Origin of the sequence: Streptomyces sp. NPDC056987, assembly GCF_042673865.1 — a bacterium.
Lineage (GTDB): Bacteria > Actinomycetota > Actinomycetes > Streptomycetales > Streptomycetaceae > Streptomyces.
In genome coordinates this window covers 220024-245366 of the sequence record NZ_JBHURV010000001.1, presented here as the reverse complement: position 1 = coordinate 245366, position 25343 = coordinate 220024, and the positions used below count along the sequence as shown (strand labels likewise).

Sequence of the window (25343 nt, the reverse complement as noted above, 5' to 3'; positions counted from 1 at the left end):
TGAACTTCCACTATGAGGAAACTAGTATCCACAGGTCAGAAGCGCCCGGAACTTCGAACGGTGCGCTCGTACGCCGGCCGCCACGGCGCCCCCGCTCCGCCGGCGCCGCTCGTGAAGGAGTGACAGCTCATGTCCGCACCAGCGCCTTCCCCGCTGGCCATCGTCGACGCCGACCCCCTGCCCCGTCAGGACGAGGTACTCACCGATGCGGCCCTCGCGTTCGTGGCGGAGCTGCACCGGCGGTTCACGCCCCGCCGTGACGAGCTGCTCGCCCGCCGCGCCGAGCGCCGCTCCGAGATCGCCCGTACCTCCAGCCTGGACTTCCTGCCCGGGACGGCGTCCGTGCGCGAGGACGAGAGCTGGCGGGTCGCGCCGGCGCCCGAGGCACTGAACGACCGCCGGGTGGAGATCACCGGCCCGACCGACCGCAAGATGACGATCAACGCGCTGAACTCCGGCGCGAAGGTCTGGCTCGCGGACTTCGAGGACGCCTCCGCGCCCACCTGGGAGAACGTCGTCCTCGGCCAGCTCAACCTGATCGACGCCTACCGGCGGAGCATCGACTTCACCGACCCGCGCACGGGCAAGTCGTACGCCCTCAAGGACGCGGCGGAGCTCGCCACGGTCGTGATGCGCCCGCGCGGCTGGCATCTCGCGGAGCGCCATCTCGTGCTGGACGGCGAGCCGGTGCCGGGCGCGCTGGTCGACTTCGGGCTGTACTTCTTCCACAACGCCGCCCGCCTGATCGAGCTGGGCAAGGGCCCGTACTTCTACCTCCCGAAGACGGAGTCGCACCTGGAGGCGCGCCTCTGGAACGACGTCTTCGTCTTCGCCCAGGAGTACGTGGGCGTTCCGCAGGGCACCGTCCGGGCGACGGTGCTGATCGAGACGATCACCGCGGCGTACGAGATGGAGGAGATCCTCTACGAGCTGCGCGACCACGCCTCCGGGCTCAACGCGGGCCGCTGGGACTACCTCTTCTCGATCGTCAAGAACTTCCGGGACGGCGGCGCGAAGTTCGTCCTGCCGGACCGCAACGCGGTCACGATGACGGCGCCGTTCATGCGCGCCTACACCGAACTCCTCGTCCGCACCTGCCACAAGCGGGGCGCGCACGCCATCGGCGGCATGGCCGCCTTCATCCCGTCCCGGCACGACGCCGAGGTCAACAAGGTCGCCTTCGAGAAGGTCAGGGCCGACAAGGACCGCGAGGCGGCCGACGGCTTCGACGGTTCGTGGGTCGCCCACCCGGACCTGGTGCCGATCGCCATGGCCTCCTTCGACGCGGTCCTGGGCGACCGCCCGAACCAGAAGGACCGCCTGCGCGAGGACGTCTCCGTCGCCGCCGGGGACCTGATCGCCGTCGACTCGCTGGACGCCCGCCCCACGTACGAGGGCCTGCGCAACGCGGTCCAGGTCGGCATCCGCTACATCGAGGCGTGGCTGCGCGGCATGGGGGCGGTCGCGATCTTCAACCTGATGGAGGACGCGGCCACGGCCGAGATCTCCCGCTCGCAGATCTGGCAGTGGATCAACGCGGGCGTGGAGTTCGACCACGAGGGCGAGACGCTCCGCGCCACCGCGGACCTGGCCCGCGATCTCGCCGCGGACGAGCTGGCGGCGATCCGTGGCGAGATCGGCGAGGAGGCCTTCGCGGCCGGCCGCTGGCAGCAGGCCCATGACCTGCTGCTGACGGTCGCGCTCGACGACGACTACGCGGACTTCCTCACCCTCCCGGCCTACGAACAGCTCCGGGGCTGACCCGGGAAACGCCCTGCGTACGCACGCAGCCGCGTACGCACGGCGTTTCCCGCGATGAGTTCGGGCGACTCTCGCGGTCTCATACGGTATGGACAGAGAAAGAGAACAGGAACCGCTCGACCTCGGCCCCGTCTGCCGGGAGACCGCCCGGGTCGTGGACGGTGTCACGGAGCAGCAGTTGCCGGGGCCCACGCCGTGCCCCGCGTACGCGGTACGGGAGGTACTCGCGCATCTCATGGGGCTGACGGTGGCGTTCCGGGACGCCGCGCGGAAGGAGCTGGGGCCGACGACCGACACCGCCCCCGGTGACGCCCCGCCCGTACTGGCGGAGGGCTGGCGGGAGGAGCTGCCCCGGCGGCTCGACGCGCTGGCCGCCGCGTGGCGCTCGCCCGGGGCGTGGGAGGGGAACACCCGGGTCGGCGGGGTCGACCTGCCGGGCGCGGTGACCGGGCTGGTGGCGCTCAACGAGGTGCTGATCCACGGCTGGGACCTGGCGCGCTCCACCGGACAGCCGTACGCCCCGGCCGAGGCGGGGCTCCGGGCGTCGTACGGGATGCTGTCGGCGGCCGGGCCCGGGGCGTCCGACGTGTTCGGCCCGCCGGTGGCGACGGCCGCGGACGCCCCGCTGCTGGACCGGGTGATCGGCCTCAGCGGGCGGCGTCCCGACTGGCTGCCGGGAAGCTGACCTCCCCGTACGGCATCCCGTACAGCACGGTGCGTACGCCGACCACCACCCATACCGGAACATCCGGGACCCTCACGTAATCTCGGAGGCAGGCCGGTGCGCGCAGGGCACACCAGGGGGAAAGGTCCGTTTACGTGATCCACGCGTTCCGCCGCATGCTGCTCGCCCTGCTGCCGCCGGTCCTCGCCGTCTGTGTCGCGTGCACCCCCGCCGAAGGGGCCCCGGCGGGGCTGGACGATCCCGCGAAGAAGGAGATCGCCATGCGGCTGGTCTCCAGCGCGGAGAACTCCTCGCTGAAGTGGAAGGACCAGTACGGCTACATCGAGGACATCGACGACGGCCGGGGCTACACCGCCGGCCTCGTCGGGTTCTGCACCGGCTGCGGCGATCTGCTGCGGGTCGTCGAGCGCTACACCCGGGCGCGGCCGGACAATCCGCTGGCTCCGTTCCTGCCCGCGCTCCGCGAGGTGAAGGGCAGCGACTCCCACGACGGGCTCGGCACCGCGTTCACCACCGCGTGGCGGGAGGCGGCCGGCGATCCCCGGATGCGGACGGCCCAGGACGAGGAGCGCGACCGGATCTACTTCGACCCGGCCGTGCGGCGGGCCAAGGCCGACGGGCTGGGCGCACTGGGCCAGTTCATCTACTACGACGCCTATGTGATGCACGGTTACGCCGACGCGAAGGGCACCGTCGGGTTCCGTACGATCCGCGCGAACGCGCTCGCCGAGGCCGACAGCCCGGCCCGCGGCGGCGACGAGCGCGCGTATCTCGACGCGTTCCTGGACGCGCGGGTCACCGCGATGCGCAGCGAGCGGGGCCACGGCAACACCAGCCGGATCGACACGGCGCAGCGCGTCTTCCTGGACGACGGCAACCTCGGTCTGCGCACCCCGCTCGCCTGGAAGGTGTACGGCGACGCGTACCGCATCGACGGATAGCCGCCGCACCCGTGTCGGGATCAGCCGTCCGCGGCGATCCTGGCGAGGCGGCGGGCCTCGTCCCGGGTGGAGCGGGCGAGTTCGTCCTCGTCCACGGTGATCAGGCGGTTGTCCTCGACCACGGCCCGGCCGTTGACCAGGGAGAGCGTGACGGGCGCCGCGGCCCCGAGGACCAGCGCGGTCACCGGGTCGGCGATGGAGGCGTGGGCGAGGGTGTCCATCCGCCAGAGCACGAGGTCGGCGAGCTTGCCGGGCTCGATCGAGCCGATCTCCTCGGCGCGGCCCAGCACCTGGGCGCCGCCGTACGTGCCGAGGCGCAGCGCCTGACGGGCCGTCATGGCCCGTTCGCCGTGTGCGCCGAGGCGGTTGACGAGCAGGGTGTTGCGCAGCTCGGTGTGCAGCTCGCCCGCCTCGTTGGAGGCGGTGCCGTCGACCCCGAGGCCGACCGGGACTCCGGCGGCGAGCAGATCGGGGACGCGCGCGATCCCGGCCCCCAGACGGGCGTTGGAGGACGGGCAGTGGGCGACGCCGGTGCCCGTCCGGGCGAAGGCGGCGACGTCGGAGTCGTTCATGTGGACGCAGTGGGCCATCCACACGTCGGGGCCGAGCCAGCCGGTCGACTCGAAGTAGTCGGTCGGCCCCATCCCGAACAGTTCCTTGCAGAACTTCTCCTCCTCGACCGTCTCACTGCCGTGGGTGTGCAGCCGCACCCCCTTCCGGCGGGCCAACTCCGCCCCCTGACGGAGCAGTTCGGTGGAGACGGAGAACGGTGAGCACGGCGCGACAGCGATCTGGGTCATCGCGCCGAAGGACGCGTCGTGGTGGGCGTCGATGGTCTCCTCGGTCGCGGCGAGCGCCTCGTCCAGCGACTCGACCGCGAAGTCCGGGGGCAGCCCGCCGTCCGACGCCCCGCGGTCCATGGAGCCCCGGGCGAGGGTGAACCGTACGCCCGTGCGTGCCGCCGCGCCGATGATCGCGCCGGACAGATCGCCGGAGCCGCGCGGGAAGACGTAGTGGTGGTCCATCGCGGTGGTGACGCCGCCGCGCGCCATCATCGCGAGGGAGCCGCCCGCCGCCGCGCGGACCATCGGCTCGTCGATGCGCGCCCAGGTCGGGTAGAGGGCGACCAGCCAGTCGAAGAGGTTGTGGTCGGTGGCGAGGCCCCGGGTGATCCACTGGTAGAAGTGGTGGTGGGTGTTGACCAGACCGGGGGTGAGGAGATGGCCGGCGCCGTCGACCCGGCGGACCACTCCCTCCAGCCCCGCGGGCGCGGGGCCCGCGCCGACGGACTCGACGCGGTGGTCCGCGACGACGACATGGCCCGAGGCGTACTCGGTGTCGTGCGCGTCCACGGTCGCGATGGCGCAGTTCTCGATGACGATGCGTGACGTCGCCACGGCGATTCCTCTCACGGGCTCACTGGCTCGCAGGCTCACGGGCTCACAGGTTGGTCAGGTCTGCCGGTATGCGCTGCTCCGCCCCGTCCCGCAGGACGGTGGCCTCGATCAGGCCGTACGGGCGGTCGGCCGCGAAGTAGACCGCCCCGTCGGCGGTTTCGTTCGTCAGCCCGAAGGGTGTCAGATCGGCCGGGAAGTGGTGCTTGTTCGGCAGGGAGAAGCGGATCTCGTCGATCTCGGCACGGTGGTCGATGACCCGCGAGCCCATCTGGTACAGGGTCTGCTGGAGGGAGAGGGAGTACGTCTCGGCGAAGGCCCGCAGGATGTGTTCCTTCGTCCGCGCGTACGAGGTGTCCCACTCCGGCATGGAGTCCTCGCCGCCCGTCCAGCCGTAGCGCCACCGCGCGGAGACATCGGTGGCGAGGATGCGGTCGTACGCCTCCTTGAGCGTGGTGTACCGATCCTTGGCGTAACCCCAGAACTCGGAGTTGGTCGAGTTCAGTACGGTCAGGTCCTTGAGGCCGGAGACGACCTGCCAGCTCTCGCCGTCGAAGGTGATCTGGGCGACGCGCGTCTCCTGGCCCCTGCGGACGAACGAGTGCCGGAGTTCGGGGGACGCGGTCCCGATGCGCTCCCAGGCGTACTCCTCGACGCGGATGCGCGCCCGGTGGATCGGCTCCTGGCTGGTCACGAAGTGCCGGGCGAGGTGGATGCCGAACTGCTCGGCCGAGTCGATGCCGTACTCCTTGGCGAACGCGTACACCGTGTTCTTGGTGGTGTCGGTCGGCAGGACATGCGTGTTGTCGCCCGAGTGGTGGACGTCGTCCATGTCGCCTTCGAGCGCGACGGAGACGTTCAGGTCCTTGATGTGGTGGGTGGCGCCGTCCCGGGTGATCCGGACGACGCGGTTCTCCGCCTTGCCGTACTGGTTCTGGCCGAGCATCACCGGTCGCGCCCGGCTCTCCGGAGGGGCCTGACTCTCCGGAGAGGCCTGGCTCTCCGGACGGGAAAGGTCGGTCATGGCAGCCCTAGCTTCCTCGGTAGACGGAGTAGCCGAACGGGTTGAGCAGCAGGGGGACGTGATAGTGCTCGCCCGGGGTGACGGCGAAGGCGACGGTCACCTCCGGGAAGAACGGTTCGGCACGGTCGAGGTACGGCCCGGTCTCGAAGGTGAGCCGTACGTGGGTGGTGCCCGGCGGCGGCGCCGGAAGGTCCTCGCAGCGGCCGTCGGGGCCGGTCACCGCGGTGCCGAGCGCCGCCCAGACGCCGTCGGGACCGGCCCCGTGCTCCGTACGCGCCGCCAGGCCGACGGCGACGCCTGCGGCGGGGCGCCCGGCGCTGGTGTCCAGGATGTGCGTGGAGACGGAGGCGGGGGCAGCGGCCGGGACGGATGCAGGGGCCGGGCCGGGGCCGGTCACCGGGGCCGCGTCGAACCCCTCGGTGACCAGCCGGGAGAGCCGGACGCGGTTGATCCTGCCCAGTTCGCGGCGCGCGATCTCCCGCTCCCGTTCCGGCGTGTGGCCGAGCCTGGTCCGCAGCGCGTCCCGCATCTCCTCAGCGGTGGCGCCGGTGGCGCAGATCAGGAAGACATGGCCGAACCGCTCCTGGTAGGCCAGGTTCAGCTCGGCCATCTCGTCCCGAAGCGCTCCGGAGGCACCGGCCATGCCGCGCTGCTCCCGGGCGGAGGCGGGGTCCCCCGGCTCCGGCCGGCCGATCGGCGGATGCCCGTCCATGGCCTCGGCCAGCTCCGCGTCGGTCAGCTCCGCCGTCGCCGCGTCCCCGGCGGCGAGCAGTTCCTCCTCGGTGGCGTACGGGCGCCGGGCGAGCAGCGCCCTCCCCCACGCGGGGCCGGCGCACACCTCGCGCAGCGCGGCCAGGGCCACGCCGTCCGGCGAGGTGTTGAACCGGGTGAGGCCCGGCGCGGGGGGCGGTGTCGATGTCACGGGAAGCCTCCGTGGCAGGGCGGGGCGGGGGCGGGCTGCGCCCAGCTAACGCCCTCATCCACCGAACGTCAACAGTTTGTTGAAATACGGCGCGTGGCGCGTCCCGTCGCCCGGAACGATTGACGTGAACACGGCCACGCTCTACCTTCTGATCGATTTTCCGAACCACGTTCGATATACCGACCGGCCAGGCGCCCGGCCGCGCACCCGTCACGCCCCCGGCGCCCCACGCACCGCGGCCACCCCTTCGCTCCCGCACGCCACTTGGAGACCACGATGAGTGCAAGCCCCCAGCCGTCCCGCCGCCTCTTCCTCGGCATGGCCGCCGCCACCCCGCTGGCCGTGACGGGCGCGCTGACCCTCGGCGCCGGGACGGCCCACGCGGCCGACTCGGCGTACGTGATGTGCTACTTCACCGAGTCGCCGAGCGGCAACGGCACCGACTACGGGCTCCACCTCGCCGTCAGCCCGGACTCGCTCGACTGGACGCCGCTCAACCAGAACAATCCCCTGGTCACACCGACGGCGGGCGCGCTCGGCCTGCGCGACCCGTTCATCCTCCGCAAGCAGGACGGCACCTTCGTCGTCCTCGCCACCGACCTCAAGGGCACCGACTGGAGCTACGTCAGCCAGTACGTCCACGTGTGGAACTCCACCGACCTGCGCACCTTCACCGGCTACCACCGCCTCAAGCTGCATGACATGAACACCCACTCCTGGGCGCCGGAGGCGTTCTGGGACGCGGGGCGCGGCCAGTACGCGCTCATCTACTCCGCCGTCAACGGCAGCGGCCACAACGTGATCATGGTGAACTACACCACCGACTTCCTGACGGCCTCCGCCCCGCAGGTCTTCTTCGACCCGGGGTACGACGTGATCGACGGAAACATGGCCGTCGGCGTGGGCGGCGTCAACTACCTCTACTTCAAGAAGAACCAGACGCTGGTCGGGGCCCGCTCCACGTCCCTCGCCCCGGGCAGCTTCACCGAGTTCAGCACCGGCGTCGCCCAGGGCGGCACCGAGGCGCCGACCCTCGTCAAGTCCCTGACGTCGAACACCTGGTACCTCTGGGGGGACACGTACACCCCCAACGGCGTCTTCTACGCCTGGCAGTCGTCCAGTCTGTCGGCCGGCACCTGGACCCCGCTCGACCAGAGGAGCTACACACAGCCGCTCAACTCCAAGCACTGCGGCATCGCGACGATCACGGCGACCGAGTACGCCAACCTGCTCTCCCGGTGGGGCGCCCCGGCCTGGAACCGGCTCAAGTCCTACAACTTTCCGGCCCGTTACATCCGCCACGCCAACAACGTGGGCCGGATCGACCCCTACCCCTTCGACCCGTACGCCGACTCCCAGTGGAAGCTGGTCCCGGGTCTCGCCGACGGCTCCGCGGTCTCCTTCCAGTCGGTCAACTACCCGACCCGCTACCTGCGGCACTACAACTACCAGCTCCGACTGGACGCCGACGACGGCACGTCGACCTTCGCCGGGGACGCGACCTTCCACCGTACGGCGGGCCTCGCGGACGCCGGCTGGTCGTCCTTCCGGTCGTACAACAACCCCACCCGCTACATCCGTCACGCGGACTACGTCCTGCGCATCGACCCGGTCTCGACCACCACCGAGCGGCAGGACGCGACCTTCCGCGTCGGCCACTGAGGGGCCCGGCCCGGCCGGCCGCGCGTCAGCCGTCCTGCTCCCGCGCCCTGGCGCGCTGCTCGTCGGCGTAGTTGAGGTAGTTGTAGACGGTGAAGCGGCTGACCCCGAGCGCGGTCGCCACCTTCTCCACCCCGTGCCGTACGACAAAGGCGCCGCGCGCCTCCAGGGTCCGTACGACGGACTGCTTGGCCTTGCGGTCCAGCTCCGCGAGCGGCCTGCCGTGGCCGCGCTCCAGTGAGGCCAGGATGTGGTCGAGGGAGTCCGAGAGCTGGGGCAGCCGTACGGCCAGCACGTCCGTGCCCTCCCAGGCCAGGACGACATCGTCGGGCCGGGCCTCCTCGGGCGTCAGCAGCTGTCCGCCCATGGCGTCGACCAGCGGTCTGACCGCCGCGGCGAAGGGATGGTCGAGCGGCTCGCTCACCGGTCGCCCTCCCCGGCGGGGCCGGTTTCCGGGCCGGGTCCCGTGCTGCCGGTACCGGCCGTCCCGGGTCCGCTCCCGATCACGTTGACCTGGAGCGAGACCCGGGTCGCACCGGCGGCCAGGGACTCGCGCAGGACGGTCTCCAGCGCCGCCAGTACGGCGTCGGCGCCGCCCTCCACGGTGTTGCCGAACGGCCCGACGTCGACCGCGTCGAGCTGTGCCCCCTGGACGACCTCGCGGGCCACCACCGCGTGGGCGGGCGCCTCGTCGAGGTCGAAGGGCTCGGTCGTGAACTCCGCTCTCAAGCGCACTGTGCCTCCACCGCCGAAAGCCTGGAGGGTCACTGCGGCCGTTCGGGTGCCCCAGGCACGTGGGACACGACCTTAGTCGTTACGCGCCCTGCACGGCACCGGAAGCGGAAATGGTGATCTTCGCGGAGGTCGAGCCGGAGCGGGAGCCCAGGGACTCGATCTTCCTGACCAGGTCCTGGCCCTCGACGACCTCGCCGAAGACGACGTGCTTGCCGTCCAGCCACGACGTCACCACGGTGGTGATGAAGAACTGCGAGCCGTTGGAGTTCGGGCCCGCGTTCGCCATGGAGAGCAGGAACGGACGGTCGTGCTTGAGCTTGAAGTTCTCGTCGTCGAACTTGTTGCCGTAGATGCTCTTGCCGCCGGTGCCGTTGCCGGCGGTGAAGTCGCCGCCCTGGAGCATGAAGTCCGGGATGACCCGGTGGAAGCTCGACCCGGCGTAGCCGAAGCCCTGCTCGCCGGTGGCCAGCTCGCGGAAGTTCTGGGCGGTCTTGGGGACGACGTCGTCGAAGAGGCGGAAGGTGATCCGGCCGGCCGGCTCGCCGTTGATCGTGATGTCGAAGAATACGTTCGCGGTAGTCATGAGGGACATTCTGTCAGGAGCGTTCCCCCGCGGCCCGAGGGGCTCCGCCGCGCGGCGGAGCGTGAGCGGCGCGCGCTCAGTGCGCCACCGGTTCCGCCGGATTGCGCAGGCTCTCCGCGGCCTCGGAGACGCGCTGGAGCAGATCGAGGAAGACCGCCTGCTCGGCGGCGGTGAGCGGGCCCAGGAAGACCTGGTTCATCCGGGCCGCGCGGAGCGCGAGCTTGCGGTGGGTCCGCGCCCCGTCGTCGGTGGGGCGCAGCATGAAGCGGCGGCCGTCCTGCGGGTCGCGCACCTTGTCGACCAGGCCCCGGCGGCTCAGCCGGGTGACCACCTCGGCGGTGGTGGAGCGGTCCAGCCCCACCCGCTCACCGGCGGTGCGCTGGTCGAGCCCCGGTTCGGCGACGAGGGCGTTGAGCACGGCGAACTGGGGCGAGGTGATCTCCTCGGAGACCATCGTGGTCCACAGCAGGTAGTGCGCCTGCTGGAGACGGCGGGCGAGATGCCCGGGGTGTGTGGTCAGATCCACCGCGGCCATGTGCGCTCCTCGGACTCCGCGACGCCGGGAGCCGGGTACTCCCCGGCCTTCATTTCGTTGGTGCACTGAACGATACGCGCCCCCTCAGGTCCCGCTCACCACCCTTGACGTACATGGAGCCGGGTGGCAGCTTGTGTGAACCCTCCGGGAAACAACCGGAGGGATAGTCAGTGCCCTGAGTATTCGAGCGGGGTGTGTGCGCCTGAGTACGCGGGGCGCGGGGCGCCGGAAGAGGAAGGAAGAGAGGGGGACTTCACGTATGGACAAGGTGGTCGCCACCGCCGCGGAGGCCGTGGCCGACACCCGGGACGGGGTGTCGCTCGCCGTGGGCGGCTTCGGCCTGAGCGGTGTCCCGAACGAGCTGATCAAGGCGGTGTACGCGCTCGGCGCCCGCGATCTCGCCGTGGTCTCCAACAACTGCGGCGCGCTCGACTCGGGACTCGCGGTCCTGCTGGCCGCTGGCCGTATCTCCCGGGTGACCGGTTCGTACATCGGGGCGAACCAGGAGTTCGCCCGGCAGTATCTCGCCGGTGAGATCGAGGTCGAGATGATCCCGCAGGGCACCCTCGCCGAACGGCTGCGGGCCGGCGGCTGCGGCATCCCCGCCTTCTACACCCCCGCCGGTGTCGGCACCCAGGTCGCCGAGGGCGGACTGCCCTGGCGGTACGACGGCGAGGGCGGGGTGGCGCTGGCCTCACCGGCCAAGGAGGTGCGCGACTTCGACGGTACGGAGTACGTGCTGGAGCGCGGCATCCGGACCGACTTCGCGCTGGTCCGCGCCGCGCGGGGCGACCGGCACGGGAACCTGGTCTTCGGCAAGTCGAGCCGCAACTTCAACCCGCTCGCGGCCATGGCGGGCCGGGTGACGATCGCCGAGGTGGAGGAGCTGGTCGAGCCCGGCGAGATCCCGCCGGACGCGGTGCACCTGCCGGGGATCTTCGTCCAGCGGGTCGTGGCGCTCACCCCGGAACAGGCCGCCGACAAGGGAATCGAGAAGAGGACGGTGCGTCGCTGATGGCCTGGACGAGGGAGCAGATGGCCGCGCGGGCGGCGCGCGAGCTTCCGGACGGCGCGTACGTCAACCTCGGCATCGGGCTGCCGACGCTGATCCCCAACCATCTCCCGGACGGCGTGGAGGTGGTCCTGGAGTCGGAGAACGGCATTCTCGGTGTCGGCCCGTACCCCACGGAGGACGCCGTCGACCCGGATCTGATCAACGCGGGCAAGGAGACCGTCACCGTCCTGCCCGGCGCCTCGTACTTCGACTCCGCGCTCTCCTTCGGCATGATCCGCGGCGGCCACATCGACGTCGCCGTGCTGGGCGCGATGCAGGTCTCCGCCCGGGGCGACCTCGCCAACTGGGCCGTCCCCGGCAAGCTGATCACCGGCATCGGCGGGGCGATGGACCTGGTCCACGGCGCGCGCACGGTCATCGTCGTGATGACCCACACCGCCAAGGACGGCTCCCCGAAGATCCTGGAGGAGTGCACCCTGCCGCTGACCGGCCGGGGATGTGTGAACCGGATCATCACCGACCTCGGGGTGCTCGACGTCACGGCGGACGGACTGGCGCTGGTGGAGTGCGCGCCGGGCGTGACCGCCGCCGAGATCGCCGGGAAGACCGCCGCGCAGCTCCGTACCGCCGTGCCGGACCCCGGCGCACCGCCGGCCGCCGCACCCCGTACCCAGGGAGCCGCCCTGTGACCACGTCTCCGCTGCCCGACGGGCTGAGCCAGCACGAGATCGACGCCGAGGTCGCCGCGGCGCGCGCGGTGTCCGCCGCGGGGAGCCATCCGCCGCGCGACTACCCGCCGTACCGCAGCAGCCATTTCCGGCACCCGAAGCAGCCGCTGATCCCGCTGCGGGACCCCGAGGCCGTGGAGCTGACGGGACCGGCGTTCGGTGTCACCGATGTCACCGCGCTCGACCGCGATCTCACCCGGCAGCACCAGGGCGAGCCGCTCGGCGAGCGGATCACCGTCTCCGGACGGCTGCTCGACCGGGCGGGGCGGCCCGTGCGCGGTCAGCTCGTGGAGCTGTGGCAGGCCAACGCCTCCGGCCGGTACGCGCACCAGCTCGACCAGCACCCGGCGCCCCTCGACCCCAACTTCACCGGTTTCGGGCGCTGCCTGACGGACGATCAGGGCCATTACGCGTTCACGACGATCAAGCCCGGCGCCTATCCGTGGCGCAACCACGTCAACGCCTGGCGCCCCGCGCACCTCCACTTCTCCCTCTTCGGCACGGCGTTCAGCCAGCGCCTCGTCACACAGATGTACTTCCCGGGCGATCCGGTCTTCCCGTACGACCCGGTCCTCCAGTCGGTGACCGACGCATCGGCGCGGGCGCGGCTGGTGGCGGCCTACGACCATGATCTGTCCGTTCCCGAGTGGTCCCTCGGCTACCGCTGGGACATCGTCCTCGACGGGCCGTCCGCCACACTCTTCGAGGAAGACGGCGACCACTGATGACGTCCGCGTACACACCCGCACCGGAGGACGGGGGCGAGGGCGCGGCCTTCGGGCCGACGCCCTCGCAGACCGTCGGCCCGTTCTACGGGTACGCCCTGCCCTTCGAGGGCGGCGGCGACATCGCCCCCGCCGGTCATCCCGACACGCTCACCCTGCACGGATACGTGTACGACGGCGCCGGTCACCCGGTCCCCGACGCGATCGTCGAGACCTGGCAGCCCGCGCCCGACGGCTCACGCGCCGGCCGGCCGGGATCGCTGCGCCGGGACCCGGTCACCGGCCGGGTCATCGGCCGCAACGGGGTCGACTTCACCGGCTTCGGACGCGTCCCGACGGACGCCGACGGGCACTGGTCGGTCCGTACGCTGCCGCCGGGCGGCGTCCCGTACATCAGCGTCGCCGTCTTCGCCCGGGGACTGCTCCACCACCTGTACACCCGCGCCTATCTGGCGGACACCGGCGACGCCCTGCTCAGCTCCCTGGACGGCGGACGGCGCGCCACGCTGATCGCCGTTCCCGAGCCGGGCGGGCCGCGCGCGTACCGTTTCGACATCCGCCTTCAGGGCGAAGGGGAAACGGTCTTTCTGGAGTTCCGGTGAGCGAGCACGACACATCCCCCGCCGACCCGCCCGGCGTCGGCCCGCCCGGATCCGGCCCGCCCGAATGCGTTCCGCTCGACGCCGGGCTGCTCGCGCCGGGGCGGGCCGGCTGCCGCGCCGAGTCCACCACCGGTGACACCGCGTTCCTCCAGGCGATGCTGGACGCGGAGGCCGCGCTCACCCGGGCCCAGGCGGCGCTGGGCCTGGCCCCGGCCGAGGCGGCGCGGGCGATCGGCGCGGCGTGCGACGCGGCCCGCTTCGACGCCCGGGAACTCGCGCTGCGCGCCCGGGACGGCGGCAATCCGGTGATCCCGCTGGTGGCGCGGCTCACCGCCGCGCTGCCGGCCACGCTCGCGCCGTACGTCCACCGGGGCGCGACCAGCCAGGACATCCTGGACACGGCGGCGATGCTGGTGGCCGCGCGGACCCTGGAACCGGTCCTGGCCGATCTGGACCGTACGGAACGGGCGCTGGCGCGGCTGGCGGCCACGCACCGCGACACCGTGATGCCGGGCCGCACGCTGACCCAGCACGCGGTCCCGACGACCTTCGGGCTGAAGGCGGCGGGCTGGCGGAGCCTGGTGCTGGACGCCCGCGACCGGCTGCGCTCGGTGCGCGCCACGCTCCCCGCCCAACTCGGCGGCGCGGCGGGCACGCTGGCCGCCTTCGAGGCGTACGGCCCGGCCGCGGACGAGGCCACGGAGGCCGGAGCCGAGGCCGGGATCGGGACCACAGGGGCCGGGACCGCCGGAGCCGGGACCGCCGGGACCGCCGGAGCCGGGACGGCCGGGGCCGCCGAGGCCGCGTTGCGGTTGCCCGCCGTCTTCGCCGGTGAACTCGGCCTGGCGGAACCGGCGTTGCCCTGGCACACCCTCCGTACCCCCGTCGCGGATCTGGCCGCCGCCCTCGCCTTCACGGCGGGCGCGCTCGGCAAACCCGCGGCCGATGTGCTCACGCTCTCCCGTACCGAGATCGGTGAGCTGTCCGAGGGGGCGGGCGGCGGTTCCTCCGCCATGCCGCACAAGGCGAACCCCGTACGCGCCACGCTGATCGCCGCCGCCGCCCGGCGCGCCCCCGCCCTCGCCGCCACGCTCCTCGGCTCGATGACCGCCGAGGACGAACGGCCCGCCGGCGCCTGGCACGCCGAGTGGGAGCCGCTGCGCGATCTGCTCCGGCTGGCCGGCGGCGCGGCCCGGGACGCGGCGGAACTCGCGGAAGGGCTGCGGGTCCACGCCGGAACGATGCGTGAACACCTGTATCTCACGCACGGGTTGATCGTCTCGGAGCGGCTGTCGGCCGAACTCGCCCCGCTCGTGGGCCGGTCCCGCGCGAAGGCGCTGCTCACCGATGCCGCGCGGCGGACCCATACCGAGGGCACCACCCTCGCCGAGGTCCTCGCCACCGTTCTCGCCGACGAGCCGGCCCTCGGGGGACTCGATCCGGCCGTACTCACCGAACTCACCGATCCCACCCGTTACACCGGCGGCGCCGGTGCCCTCACCGACCGTGCACTGGAGCGACGTTGACCACCTCGGAGACCACCGGAACCGGCGCGGCGGCCGCCGGAGGACTGCACCATCGCGCCGAGGGGCCCGCCTCGGCTCCCCCGCTGCTGCTCGGCCCCTCCCTCGGCACCTCGCTGGCACTCTGGGACGCGGTCGTGCCCGAACTCACCGTCGCGCACCGGGTCGTACGGTGGGACCTGCCGGGACACGGCGGTTCCGCGGCGTCTCTGATCGGCCCGGGGGCGACGGTCGCCGATCTCGCGGAGCTGGTGCTGGCGCTCGCCGACTCGCTCCGCCTCGACCGCTTCGCGTACGCCGGGGTCTCCCTCGGCGGCGCCGTCGGGCTGCACCTCGCGACGCACGCCCCGGAGCGGCTGGCGAGCCTGGCCGTGGTCTGCTCCTCCGCGCACTTCGGCGGCCCGGAGGCGTGGCGGGAGCGCGCGGCCCTGGTGCGCAGGGAGGGGCTGGCCGGGATCGCGGAGAGCGCGCCCGGACGCTGGTTCACCCCGGGGTTCACCGTTCCGGCCCTGGTCGACGACGTGCGGAAGGCCGACCCCGCCGGGTACGCGGCCTGCTGCGACGCGCTGGCCGCGTACGACATCCGCGACCTCCTGCCCACCATCACGGCGCCGACCCTGGTCGTCGCGGGCCGCGAGGACCCGGCGGCCCCGCCCGCGCACTCCCGGGAGATCACGGACGCGGTGCCCGGCGCCACCCTTCTCGAACTGCCGGGTGCCTCACATCTCGCGCCCGCCGAACGCCCGGGCCCCGTGGCGTGCGCGCTCCGCGCCCATGCGGGTGGCGCCGGCTGGGTATGAGGCGTCCTCAGCGGCTGTTCGTCTCGTCGGGCGGTGTGGCGGGGCTGCCGGCCTCCGGGCTGTTGGGGAGCAGATGGGTGAGGGCTATGAAGCTGTTGGTGCGGGTGACGAACGGCTCGGCCCTGATCCTCTCCAGCACCTCCTCGAAGTGGTCGATGTCGGCGGCTCTGATGTGCAGCAGGGCGTCCGCCCCGCCGGTCACGGTCACCGCGGCCACCACCTCGGGGTAGGTGCGCGCGACCTCGGCGAGGCGCCGGGGCGGGCCCGCGGCGTCGCAGAACACCTCGACGTACGCCTCCGTGCGCCAGCCGAGGGCGGCCGGGCGCACGATCGTGGTGAAGCCGGTGATCACCTCGGTCTCGCGCATCCGGTCGACCCGCCGCTTCACCGCCGGCGCCGAGAGCCCGACCGACTGGCCGATCTCCGTGAAACTGGTGCGCGCGTTGGCGACGAGCGCGGCGAGGATCTGCCGGTCGAGGTCGTCCAGGACCGGCTGCTGATAGGTCACCCAGATCTCCGTCCTTGCCGTACCGGTTCCCTCGCTGTGCGGGTTTCCTTGACAGCGCGGAAGCCCAGCGGGCAGCATTCCATCAAGCAGAAAAATACTTTCACCATACGGAAGGAGAGTCGGACTCCCCATGGCCTATGTCTCCCCGTCCTGGCGCGGCACAGAGCAGCGCTTCGATGTGAATCTGTCCATCCTCTTCACCGAACTGCCCCTGCTGGAGCGCCCCGCGGCCGCCGCGGCCGCGGGTTTCACCGCGGTGGAGCTGTGGTGGCCGTGGACCGACACCCCGACCCCGCCGCGCGCCGCCCTCGACGACCTGCGCACGGCCCTGGACGACGCGGGCACCCGGCTGGTCGGGCTGAACTTCTACGCGGGCCTGCTGCCGGGCCCCGACCGGGGCGCGCTCTCCGTACCCGGCGAGGAGTCCGACCGGTTCCGCGCCAATATTGCGGTCGCGGCCGAATTCGCCGCCGCCACCGGCTGCACGGCGCTCAACGCGCTGTACGGGAACCGCGTCCCCGGCGTGGACCCGGCCCGCCAGGACGCCCTGGCCCTGGAGAACCTCTCCCTGGCCGCCCGCGCCGCCGACGACATCGGGGCGCTCCTTCTGATCGAGGCGCTCAACCGGCCGGAGTCCCCGGACTATCCGCTGGTCAGCGCCGCCTCCGCCGTGGAGGTCGCGGACCGGGTCAACGAGGCCACGGGGCTCGGCAACGCCGCGTTCCTGCTGGACCTCTACCACCTGTCGATGAACGGCGAGGACCTCGCCGCGGCGATCGACCGGTACGCGGGCCGGACCGGCCACGTACAGATCGCGGACAACCCCGGGCGCGGCGCGCCGGGCACCGGGGAGCTGCCGCTGGAGGAGCTGGTCGACCGGCTCCGCAAGGCCGGTTACGCCGGCTGGATCGGCCTGGAGTACAAGCCGGGCGACCGTCCCAGCGCCGAGTCCTTCGGCTGGCGCACCCCCTGAGCAGCCCCTTGAGCAGCCCCTTGAGCAGCCCCCTGAGCAGAGGAGCATCCTCATGAGCGGACTTCCCCGTGTCGCCTGGATAGGACTCGGCATCATGGGCTCCCCCATGTCCGAGCATCTGATCAAGGCCGGTTACGCCGTGACCGGCTACACCCTGGAGCCGGAGAAGCTGGACCGGCTGGCCGCGGCCGGCGGCACCGCGGCCGGATCGGTCGCCGAGGCGGTGACGGGCGCCGACGTGATCATCACGATGGTGCCCGCCTCGCCGCAGGTCGAGGCGGTCGCGTACGGTTACGACGGCATCCTCGCCCACGCGGCGCCCGGGGCCCTGCTGATCGACATGTCCTCGATCACCCCCGGGACCTCCGTGGAGCTGGCGCGGAACGCGGCGGCCAAGGGCGTCCGGGTGCTGGACGCGCCGGTCTCCGGCGGTGAGGCCGGGGCGGTCGAGGCCGTCCTGTCCATCATGGTCGGCGGCGAGCAGGCCGTCTTCGACGAGGCGAGGCCGCTGTTGGAGACACTGGGAAAGACCGTCGTGCTGTGCGGGCCGCACGGCGCGGGCCAGACGGTGAAGGCCGCCAACCAGCTCATCGTGGCGGTCAACATCCAGGCGTGCGCCGAGGCGGTGGTCTTCCTGGAGAAGTCCGGCGTGGACCTCCCGGCGGCGCTGGACGTCCTCGGCGGCGGACTGGCCGGCTCGACCGTGCTGGCCCGTAAGCGGAACGCGTTCCTGAACCGCGACTTCACCCCCGGCTTCCGGATCGATCTGCACCACAAGGACATGGGCATCGTCACGGACGCCGCCCGGGCCGTCGGCGCGCCGCTGCCCGTGGGGGCCGCCGTCGCCCAGCTCGTCGCGTCGCTGCGCGCGCAGGGCGACGGGGGGCTCGACCACTCCGCGCTGCTGCGCGGAGTGGAGCGCCTCGCGGGCCGGCAGGCCTGACCCAGGGCCCCGCGGAAGGGCCCCTCGAACGCCGGGCGGCGGCGGCGCCGACACCTGTACGGTCGCGCCCCGGCACCGCCGCCGCCCGGTGCACACCTCCGACGGACCCCGGACACCCTCCCGGGCAACCGTCATCCGATGGCCGAACCACTCCCCGTCGCCTCGCTCTTGGTGGACGATGGAACACTGAGAGCAATCGAACAGAGGGGGCCGTGATGGGTGAGAGCGTTCCGGTGAGCTGTCCGTCCTGCGGCGGCGGTCACACCTTCACGGCGCCGGTCTACCCCTGCGTGTGCGGGGCCCCGGTGGCCCCGCCGCTCGCCGCGGGCGCACCGGTGGAGCCCGTCACGCGCCGCACGTGGGAGGACGAGTGGGTGACGGTCCGCTGCGCGGAGTGCGGTAGCGCGTGCGACCAGCCACGGCCCGAACTGGGCTGTGCGTGCGGGGCGGTGCTGCGGATCCCCGTACGGTTCGAGTACGCCGACGAGCCGTCGGCCGAGCGGAGTGAACAGAGCGAGCCGACCGCTCCGGTCGAACGCCCCGAACTCCCCGAACGGTCCGAACGCCCCGAACTCCCCCGGCGGCCCGAGCGGTTCGAACATCCTGAGCGGCCCGCGCACATCCCGCTGCCCAGGACCGCCGCCTCGCCCCGCCCCGCGTTCCGCCCGCTGACGATCCGTACCTCGCACGACGCGGTGACCGCGGCCGGGCTCTACCTGCGCTGGCTGGGGTTCAAGAGCGTCGTCCAGACGGACGAGCGGTCCGCCTCCGGCATCGATCTGCGCGGCCCCGATGTGATCGCCCAGGTCGACCCGACCATGAGCCCGGCGTCCGTGCGCTCCGTCGAATGCCTCTGGCTCAACGGACTCAACGCGTCCGCGGTGAGCGTCTACTTCTCCCTGGCGGGGTACGCGGACGACGCCCGGGCCCGCGCCGACGACCTCGGGCTGCCGCTCTTCGTCATGGACCTCTCGGGCTCCCCGAAACCGGTCAACGGCCCGGCGGACGAGCTGGTCTCCTCCGGGGCGTGACCGGGGAAACCCGGCCGGCCCGTATCGGTTCACCCCACGTCGTCCCGGTTCCTCCCGGTTCGCCCTGCTCCGGGCGAGAAGCGTTCCCGCAGCTCGACCTTCCTGACCTTGCCGCTGACCGTCATGGGGAAGCTGTCCACGATCTCCACCCGGCGCGGGATCTTGTAGTGCGCGAGCCGTTCCCGGCAGTACGCCGTGATCTCGTCCGGCGTCGGCGGGTCCGCCGGGTCGCGCGGGATCACGCAGGCCACGATCTCCTCGCCGTACTTCTCGTCGGGGACCCCGACCACCTGTATGTCGCTGACCTTGGGGTGGCCGTACAGGAACTCCTCGATCTCGCGGGGGTAGACGTTCTCGCCGCCCCTGATGATCAGGTCCTTGATCCGGCCGACGATCTGCGCGTAACCGTCCTCCCTGATCACCGCGAGATCGCCGGTGTGCATCCAGCGCCCGGCGTCGATCACCTCGGCCGTGCGCTCCGGCTCGTTCCAGTAGCCGAGCATCACGCTGTATCCGCGGGTGCACAGCTCGCCCGGCTCGCCGCGCGGCAGTGTCACCCCGGTCGCCGGGTCGACCACCTTCACCTCGATGTGCGGCAGGGCCCGCCCGACCGTGCCCGTACGGCGCTCCAGGTCGTCGTCGCGCCGGGTCGCCAGGGAGACCGGTGAGGTCTCGGTCATGCCGTAACAGATGGCCACCTCCCGCATGTTCATCTCGGCGACGACCCGCTTCATCACCTCGACCGGGCAGGGCGACCCCGCCATGATCCCGGTGCGCAGGGAGGAGAGGTCGTACGCGGCGAAGCCGGGCAGGTCCAGCTCGGCTATGAACATCGTGGGCACGCCGTAGAGCGCGGTGCAGCGCTCCCGCGTGACCGCGTCCAGGGTGGCGGTGGCCTCGAACGACGGCGCGGGGATGACGACGCACGCGCCGTGCGAGGTGGCGGCGAGATTGCCCATCACCATGCCGAAGCAGTGGTAGAACGGCACGGGCAGACAGATCCGGTCGCGCTCGGTGCAGCCGATCGCCTCCCCCACGAAATAGCCGTTGTTGAGGATGTTGTGGTGGGAGAGCGTGGCTCCCTTCGGGAAGCCGGTGGTGCCCGAGGTGTACTGGATGTTGATCGGGTCGTCGCAGGAGAGCCCGGCCTCCCGCTCCGCAAGTTGCTGCGCCGTCACCTCACCTGCATGGAGCAGGAGTTCGTCCCAGGTCGGATCCCCGATGTAGTGCACGGAACGCAGTCCGGGGCAGCGTCCGCGTACCCGCTCGACCAGGGCGCGGTAGTCGCTGCCCCGGTGGGCGAGGGACGCGAACAGCACCGAGATCCCCGACTGGCCGAGGACGAACTCCACCTCGTGCGCGCGGTAGGCCGGGTTGATGTTGACCATGATCGCGCCGATCCGCGCCGTGGCGTACTGCACGAACACCCACTCGGGGCAGTTGACGGCCCAGATCCCGACCCGGTCGCCCTTGGCCACCCCGCGCGCGAGCAGCGCCCTGGCCAGCGTTCCGACCGCGGCGCCGAACTCCCGGTACGTCCAGCGCCGCCCCGACGCCACGTCGACCAGCGCCTCGCGGTCGGGGAAGGCGGCGACCGCCCGGTCCAGGTTGGCGCCGACGGTGTCGCCCAGCAGCTCCGTCGTGCCCGTACCGTGCGCGTACGACAGCGCTACCGGCTCCGTCGTCGCCGGTCTCCCCGTTGTCGCGGTCACCTCAGGTCCCCCTCGTCGTACTCGGCCCCGGAGCCCTCGGCCGTCCGCTCGCGCAGCTCGATGCGGCGGATCTTCCCCGACACGGTCTTGGGCAGCTCTGCGAACTCCAGCCTGCGGATCCGCTTGTACGGCGCGAGGAGCCCCCGCGAGTGGGCGAAGAGCACCTTGGCCGTGTCGGGACCCGGCTGCCACCCCTCGGCGAGGACGACGTACGCCTTGGGCACGGCCAGCCGCAGCGGGTCGGGCGCGGGGACGACGGCGGCCTCCGCGACCGCTTCGTGCTCCAGGAGCACGCTCTCCAGCTCGAAGGGCGAGATCTTGTAGTCGGACGACTTGAAGACGTCGTCGGAACGGCCGACGTAGGTGATGTACCCGTCGGCGTCGCGGGCGCCGATGTCGCCGGTCCGGTAGTAGCCGCCCGCCATCGCCTCGGCCGTACGGCCGGGATCGCCGTGGTACCCGGTCATCAGGCCGACCGGGCGGGCGGCGAGGTCGAGGCAGATCTCGCCCTCGGTGACGCCCGGTTCGCCGGTGACCGGGTCCAGCAGCTCGACCTTGAAGCCGGGGGTCGGCCGCCCCATGGAGCCCGCCTTGAGCAGTTGGCCGGGCGAGTTGGCGACCTGGACGGCCGTCTCGGTCTGGCCGAAGCCGTCCCTGATCGTCACGCCCCACTCGCGGCGTACGGTCTCGATCACCTCGGGGTTGAGCGGTTCGCCCGCCGCGACGGCCTCGCGCGGCGCGGTGCGCAGCAGGGAGAGATCGGCCTGGATCAGCATCCGCCAGACGGTGGGCGGAGCGCAGAAACTGGTCACGCCCGCCTCGTCCATCTCCGCCATCAGCCGCGCCGGGTCGAAGCGGGTGTAGTGGTGGACGAAGACGGTCGCCTCGGCGTTCCACGGCGCGAAGAGGTTCGACCAGGCGTGCTTCGCCCAGCCCGGTGAGGCGATGTTGAGGTGGACGTCGCCCGGCCGCAGCCCGATCCAGTACATCGTCGCGAGATGGCCGACCGGGTACGAGACATGGGTGTGCTCGACCAGCTTGGGGCGGGCGGTGGTCCCCGAGGTGAAGTAGAGCATCAGCGGGTCATCCGCACGGGTGACACCGTCCGGCTCGAAGTCGGCGGACCGGTCGCGGGCGTCCTCGTACGCGTGCCAGCCGGCCGGGGCGCCGCCCACGGCGATACGGGTGAAGTCGCCCGGGATGCCGGCGAACTTTCCGGTGTCCTCCGTGCGGGCGATCACATGGGCGGCCCGGCCGCGCTCGATCCGGTCCCGCAGGTCGACGGTGCCCAGGAGGGGCGTGGCGGGGATGACGACGGCCCGCAGCTTCATCGCGGCGAGGGCGGTCTCCCACAGCTCGGCCTGGTTCCCGAGCATCACGACGATACGGTCGCCGGCCCGTACCCCGCGCTCACGCAGCCAGTTCGCGGCGCGGCTGGAACGGGCCGCCATCTCGGCGTACGTCACGCGGGTGCGGCGCCCGTCCTCCTCGACGATGTGCAGGGCGAGCCGGTCGTTGCCCTGCCCGTCGGGGCCCTCGGCGATCCGGTCGAACCAGTCGAGCGCCCAGTTGAAGCGTTCGAGGCGCGGCCAGGTGAACCCCTCGTACGCCGCCGTGTAGTCCTCGCGGTGGGCGAGGAGGAAGTCCCGGGCGGCCCGGAACCGCTCGGTCCCGGTGGTGGCCGACGGGTCACCGCGCCCGGTGGTGGCCTCGTCGCCGGTGGCGCCCTCGTGCCCGGCCGGACCGCCCGGACCGTTCGGACTGGTCGGTGTCCGTGCCGTCATGTGTCCTCCTCATTGCGGGACCGTTCACTAACATCGTGTAATCAGTGACGCAGGTCTCACCACCCCCGGACGGGGGTGGTGGCGCGGGCGGAAGGAAAAGGCATGGCCGAAGAGGGCACGCCCGAGGTGACCGAGGCGGTGGAGATGCGGGCCGCCCTGGGGTGGCTGCGCAGGACGACCGGGCTGCCCATCGCCTTCGGCGGGCTCCTGCCCGAGTCGGGACATCTGCGGATCGCCGAGCTGAACGGCGCGGCGACGGGCGCGCTGCGCACCCTGGCGATCTCCTCGGGCAACGGCCTGGGCGGCAAGTCGATCGCGCTGTCGCGGCCGTGCGCGGTGACGGACTACGCGGTGGCCCGGCACATCAGCCACGAGTACGACGCGGCGGTGGCGGCGGAGGGCCTGCGCTCGGTGCTCGCGGTACCCGTGGTCGTACGCCGGAAGGTGCGCGGTGTCCTGTACGGCGCCCTGCGCAGCGCCCTGCCGATCGGCGAGCGCACCTTCGACGCGGCGGTGGCCGCCGCCCGCGACGTCGAACAGGCGCTGGTCGTACGGGACGAGGTGCGGCGGCTGCTCGCGGTGACCCGGGAGCCGGCGGCGGGCCCGGACGCGTGGGAGGAGGTCCGCGCGGCCCACAGCGAGCTGCGCGCGCTGGCGCCCCGGATAGTCGACACGGAGCTGCGCGAGGAACTACTCACCGTCTGCGGCCGCCTGGCGGGCGCGGCCGGCCCGGCCGACACGCGGTCCGGGCAACCGCCGGCGCTGGCGCCGCGCGAGGTGGACGTGCTGGCGTGTGTCGCGGCGGGCTCGACGAACGCGAAGGCGGCCGAACTGCTGGGCCTGCGCCCGGAGACGGTGAAGGGCTATCTGCGCTCGGCGATGCGCAAGCTGGGCACACACACCCGGCTGGAGGCGGTGGTGGCGGCGCGCCGGGCGGGGCTGCTGCCGTAGCGGCGGCGGGGCCGCGGGACCGCGTCCGCCGGGACGAGCCCCCGGGGGGTGTGTCCCCGGGGGCTCGTTGCGCGACCTGCGTGACCTGACGGCGGAGCGACCAGCCGTGAGCGTTGTCCGCGACAGCGCGCCTGGGACGAAACCCCTTACGCGCGGCTGCAGGCGGCCTGAGCATGGGAAGGGGCCACTACCCTGGTGTTCAGCAGAATCGCGATACAGCTGGGGCTGGGACCACCGAGCACCGTGCCGTAGCCGCATGCCTGCCGAAGCTTGGGTCCGACCAAGTAGCCCTTGCTCGTGAGGTAGTTCGTGCACTGGCTCTGCGTGGCGTGTGCCAAGGTGGCCGTCGCCATGGGCACTCCCACGGCTCCCACGGTCATCGCCAGAGCGACCAGCGCTCGTTTCATCTTCATGCTTCCCCCTTGTGTGCTCCGGGCGTTTCCCCGGAGGCGTGTGATGGTGACGGGATCGATCGTGCCGGGGTGTCGCCGGAGCGTCTTTGGCGTAGGGACCACACTGCTTGACGATGCGTCTATATCGCGGTCCCGAGCAGTCGCAGCTCCGCCGGGCCCGTCGCCGAGGAGCGTGTCCCGTGGGCCTGGTGACGGTAGTCGCGGGGTGAGAGGCCGTATGCGGCGGTGAAGGCGCGGGTGAAGGCCGCGTGGTGGGTGAAGCCCCAGCGGGCGGCGATGCGGTGGACCGGGGCCGCGTACTGGACGCGGTCGGCCAGGTCGCGGCGGGCGTGTTCCAGTCGCTGGTGGCGGATCCAGGCCGAGACGGTGAGGTCCTGGTCGCGGAAGAGGGCGTGCAGGTGGCTGGTCGAGATGTGGTGCGCGGCGGCGATCGCGCCGGGGGTGAGATCCGGGTCGTGCAGATGGTGCTGGATGAAGGTCCGGATGCGCAGTGGCAGGCTCCGGTGGTGGGTCTCGGGCGGCAGGTCGTCGTCCGCGTCGAGGTGAGACGCCAGCGTGGCGGTGAACAGATCGATCAGGATCGTCTCCAGCCGCTGTTCATCGGCGGCCTTGTACGCGTCACTGTCCTCGGCCAGTCGGGTCAGGAATCCGCCGAGCAGCGCACCCATCCCGTCCTGGGCCGACAGCCGCCGGGTCAGCAGTCGGCCGACGGCGCCCGCGGGCAGCGGCACGAGCGACTTGGGCACTTCGAGCCCCACGCCGCGAAGGGGTCCGTCGAACACACGGCATTCATAGGGTTGTGAGGTGTCGACGACATACATCTCGTTGGCGCCGTGCACGGCCTCGCGCCCGGCTTGTGAGACGGCCATCGAACCGTTCATCGGCAGGGAGAGGTGGTAGTTCTCCGGATCGGACTGCCGGATCAGCCAGGGAGTCCGCCGGCAGCGCATCGGCTGCCGCATGGCTCCCGGCCAGATCGAGAGGGAGCCGAGCTGGAGGAGGCGCGTCTCCGCGTGGAACGGCATGACGTCGTCGCTGTCCGCGTCCGCGTCCGTGTCCATGTCCATGGGGCACAGCAGCCGGGTCATGCACTCACGCCAGTACCCGAACCGTTCCCCCGCAGGCACGCCCTCGGTCCGGAACACCGTCTCGATCACCGCCGCCCCCTCTCGTGCGGGGCTCGACCACACGGCCCGCGGTTCGGGCGGCCACGACGTTCCCAGGCTTCCACGGTGCACTCCTTCGGAGTTGTCAGGCGGTTACGCCTACGTGGACGGGACGGCCCTCGCAGGTTGTGACATGACCGAAGGTGACCTGTGCCCCCTCTCCCGCACGGGCGGCTCCCCCAGGCCAATTTCCCAGGCATACCACCTCTCCTAAACAGAATTCCGAATGA

24 protein-coding genes and 1 pseudogene are annotated in these 25343 nt (G+C 72.1%); 14 read left to right on the top strand and 11 right to left on the bottom strand.

Going from position 1 to position 25343, the window contains the following annotated elements:
* The first annotated feature begins 129 nt into the window (after positions 1-129).
* The 3 genes from aceB to ACFTZC_RS01010 all read left to right on the top strand — a co-directional run bounded on the left by aceB (position 130) and on the right by ACFTZC_RS01010 (position 3387).
* A complete protein-coding gene (gene aceB, locus ACFTZC_RS01020; protein WP_382885563.1) occupies positions 130-1761 on the top strand; it encodes a malate synthase A in 1632 nt (543 codons plus the stop codon).
* Positions 1762-1849: 88 nt separating this feature from the next.
* Entirely contained in the window at positions 1850-2446 is a 597-nt protein-coding gene (locus ACFTZC_RS01015) for a TIGR03086 family metal-binding protein (protein WP_382885561.1), read from the top strand.
* A gap of 155 nt (positions 2447-2601) precedes the next feature.
* Complete coding sequence (locus tag ACFTZC_RS01010) at positions 2602-3387, top strand: chitosanase (RefSeq protein WP_382885997.1); 786 nt, start codon at positions 2602-2604, stop codon at positions 3385-3387.
* 20 nt (positions 3388-3407) lie between these two features.
* On the opposite strand, the gene ACFTZC_RS01005 is transcribed toward ACFTZC_RS01010, so the two are convergent.
* From ACFTZC_RS01005 to uraD, 3 genes are all read right to left on the bottom strand, one after another.
* Complete coding sequence (locus ACFTZC_RS01005; RefSeq protein WP_382885559.1) at positions 3408-4784, bottom strand: 8-oxoguanine deaminase; 1377 nt, start codon at positions 4782-4784, stop codon at positions 3408-3410.
* 43 nt (positions 4785-4827) lie between these two features.
* The gene (gene pucL / locus ACFTZC_RS01000) at positions 4828-5727 is read right to left on the bottom strand and encodes a factor-independent urate hydroxylase (RefSeq protein ID WP_382885995.1); all 900 of its coding nucleotides are present in this window, start codon (positions 5725-5727) and stop codon (positions 4828-4830) included.
* An 85-nt stretch (positions 5728-5812) separates the two neighbouring features.
* The gene (gene uraD, locus ACFTZC_RS00995; protein WP_382885558.1) at positions 5813-6727 is read right to left on the bottom strand and encodes a 2-oxo-4-hydroxy-4-carboxy-5-ureidoimidazoline decarboxylase; all 915 of its coding nucleotides are present in this window, start codon (positions 6725-6727) and stop codon (positions 5813-5815) included.
* A gap of 276 nt (positions 6728-7003) precedes the next feature.
* On the opposite strand from uraD, the gene ACFTZC_RS00990 reads away from it, so the two are divergent.
* Positions 7004-8389, top strand: a complete 1386-nt coding sequence (locus ACFTZC_RS00990; RefSeq protein ID WP_382885556.1) for a glycoside hydrolase family 43 protein — start codon at positions 7004-7006, stop codon at positions 8387-8389.
* 25 nt (positions 8390-8414) lie between these two features.
* Here the strand turns inward: ACFTZC_RS00990 and ACFTZC_RS00985 are convergent, their stop codons facing one another.
* The 4 genes from ACFTZC_RS00985 to ACFTZC_RS00970 all read right to left on the bottom strand — a co-directional run bounded on the left by ACFTZC_RS00985 (position 8415) and on the right by ACFTZC_RS00970 (position 10239).
* Complete coding sequence (locus ACFTZC_RS00985) at positions 8415-8753, bottom strand: helix-turn-helix domain-containing protein (protein ID WP_382885994.1); 339 nt, start codon at positions 8751-8753, stop codon at positions 8415-8417.
* A 53-nt stretch (positions 8754-8806) separates the two neighbouring features.
* Positions 8807-9121 carry a hypothetical protein gene (locus tag ACFTZC_RS00980; RefSeq protein ID WP_382885554.1) on the bottom strand — a complete coding sequence of 105 codons (315 nt, stop codon included), beginning with the start codon at positions 9119-9121 and terminating at the stop codon, positions 8807-8809.
* Positions 9122-9200: 79 nt separating this feature from the next.
* Positions 9201-9704 carry a peptidylprolyl isomerase gene (locus ACFTZC_RS00975; protein WP_382885552.1) on the bottom strand — a complete coding sequence of 168 codons (504 nt, stop codon included), beginning with the start codon at positions 9702-9704 and terminating at the stop codon, positions 9201-9203.
* Positions 9705-9780: 76 nt separating this feature from the next.
* A complete protein-coding gene (locus ACFTZC_RS00970; RefSeq protein WP_382885550.1) occupies positions 9781-10239 on the bottom strand; it encodes a MarR family winged helix-turn-helix transcriptional regulator in 459 nt (152 codons plus the stop codon).
* A 259-nt stretch (positions 10240-10498) separates the two neighbouring features.
* Between ACFTZC_RS00970 and ACFTZC_RS00965 the strand changes: the two genes are divergently transcribed.
* From ACFTZC_RS00965 to pcaD, 6 genes and pseudogenes are all read left to right on the top strand, one after another.
* Positions 10499-11254, top strand: a complete 756-nt coding sequence (locus ACFTZC_RS00965; RefSeq protein WP_382885548.1) for a CoA transferase subunit A — start codon at positions 10499-10501, stop codon at positions 11252-11254.
* Positions 11254-11943, top strand: coding sequence for a CoA transferase subunit B (locus ACFTZC_RS00960; protein ID WP_382885546.1), 690 nt, complete (start codon positions 11254-11256; stop codon positions 11941-11943). Before ACFTZC_RS00965 ends, ACFTZC_RS00960 begins: the two co-directional genes overlap by 1 nt.
* The gene (pcaH, locus tag ACFTZC_RS00955; protein ID WP_382885544.1) at positions 11940-12707 is read left to right on the top strand and encodes a protocatechuate 3,4-dioxygenase subunit beta; all 768 of its coding nucleotides are present in this window, start codon (positions 11940-11942) and stop codon (positions 12705-12707) included. Before ACFTZC_RS00960 ends, pcaH begins: the two co-directional genes overlap by 4 nt.
* Positions 12707-13309 carry a protocatechuate 3,4-dioxygenase subunit alpha gene (gene pcaG / locus ACFTZC_RS00950; protein ID WP_382885542.1) on the top strand — a complete coding sequence of 201 codons (603 nt, stop codon included), beginning with the start codon at positions 12707-12709 and terminating at the stop codon, positions 13307-13309. Before pcaH ends, pcaG begins: the two co-directional genes overlap by 1 nt.
* Before the next feature lie 86 nt (positions 13310-13395).
* Positions 13396-14835: a lyase family protein gene (locus ACFTZC_RS00945; protein ID WP_382885992.1), complete on the top strand. Its 1440-nt coding sequence runs from the start codon at positions 13396-13398 to the stop codon at positions 14833-14835.
* Positions 14836-14879: 44 nt separating this feature from the next.
* A pseudogene (gene pcaD / locus ACFTZC_RS00940) lies at positions 14880-15617 on the top strand (3-oxoadipate enol-lactonase); the annotation flags it as partial.
* Positions 15618-15639: 22 nt separating this feature from the next.
* Here the strand turns inward: pcaD and ACFTZC_RS00935 are convergent.
* A complete protein-coding gene (locus tag ACFTZC_RS00935; protein ID WP_382885540.1) occupies positions 15640-16140 on the bottom strand; it encodes an Lrp/AsnC family transcriptional regulator in 501 nt (166 codons plus the stop codon).
* 130 nt (positions 16141-16270) lie between these two features.
* Here ACFTZC_RS00935 and ACFTZC_RS00930 point away from each other — a divergent pair, with 130 nt between their 5' ends.
* From ACFTZC_RS00930 to ACFTZC_RS00920, 3 genes are all read left to right on the top strand, one after another.
* Positions 16271-17113, top strand: a complete 843-nt coding sequence (locus ACFTZC_RS00930) for a TIM barrel protein (RefSeq protein WP_382885538.1) — start codon at positions 16271-16273, stop codon at positions 17111-17113.
* Between the two features lie 52 nt (positions 17114-17165).
* Positions 17166-18056: a 2-hydroxy-3-oxopropionate reductase gene (locus tag ACFTZC_RS00925; protein WP_382885536.1), complete on the top strand. Its 891-nt coding sequence runs from the start codon at positions 17166-17168 to the stop codon at positions 18054-18056.
* Between the two features lie 215 nt (positions 18057-18271).
* Positions 18272-19087: a hypothetical protein gene (locus ACFTZC_RS00920; protein WP_382885534.1), complete on the top strand. Its 816-nt coding sequence runs from the start codon at positions 18272-18274 to the stop codon at positions 19085-19087.
* Between the two features lie 29 nt (positions 19088-19116).
* On the opposite strand, the gene ACFTZC_RS00915 is transcribed toward ACFTZC_RS00920, so the two are convergent.
* Both ACFTZC_RS00915 and ACFTZC_RS00910 read right to left on the bottom strand, forming a co-directional pair.
* Positions 19117-20799: an AMP-binding protein gene (locus ACFTZC_RS00915; protein WP_382885532.1), complete on the bottom strand. Its 1683-nt coding sequence runs from the start codon at positions 20797-20799 to the stop codon at positions 19117-19119.
* On the bottom strand, positions 20796-22583 hold the full coding sequence (locus tag ACFTZC_RS00910) for an AMP-binding protein (protein ID WP_382885530.1): 1788 nt from the start codon (positions 22581-22583) through the stop codon (positions 20796-20798). The genes ACFTZC_RS00915 and ACFTZC_RS00910 overlap by 4 nt, the downstream gene beginning before the upstream one ends.
* Positions 22584-22685: 102 nt before the next feature.
* Between ACFTZC_RS00910 and ACFTZC_RS00905 the strand changes: the two genes are divergently transcribed.
* Positions 22686-23534, top strand: a complete 849-nt coding sequence (locus ACFTZC_RS00905) for a response regulator transcription factor (RefSeq protein ID WP_382885528.1) — start codon at positions 22686-22688, stop codon at positions 23532-23534.
* 532 nt (positions 23535-24066) lie between these two features.
* Here ACFTZC_RS00905 and ACFTZC_RS00900 read toward each other — a convergent pair.
* Positions 24067-25104 carry a helix-turn-helix domain-containing protein gene (locus ACFTZC_RS00900; RefSeq protein ID WP_382885527.1) on the bottom strand — a complete coding sequence of 346 codons (1038 nt, stop codon included), beginning with the start codon at positions 25102-25104 and terminating at the stop codon, positions 24067-24069.
* Positions 25105-25343: the final 239 nt, after the last annotated feature.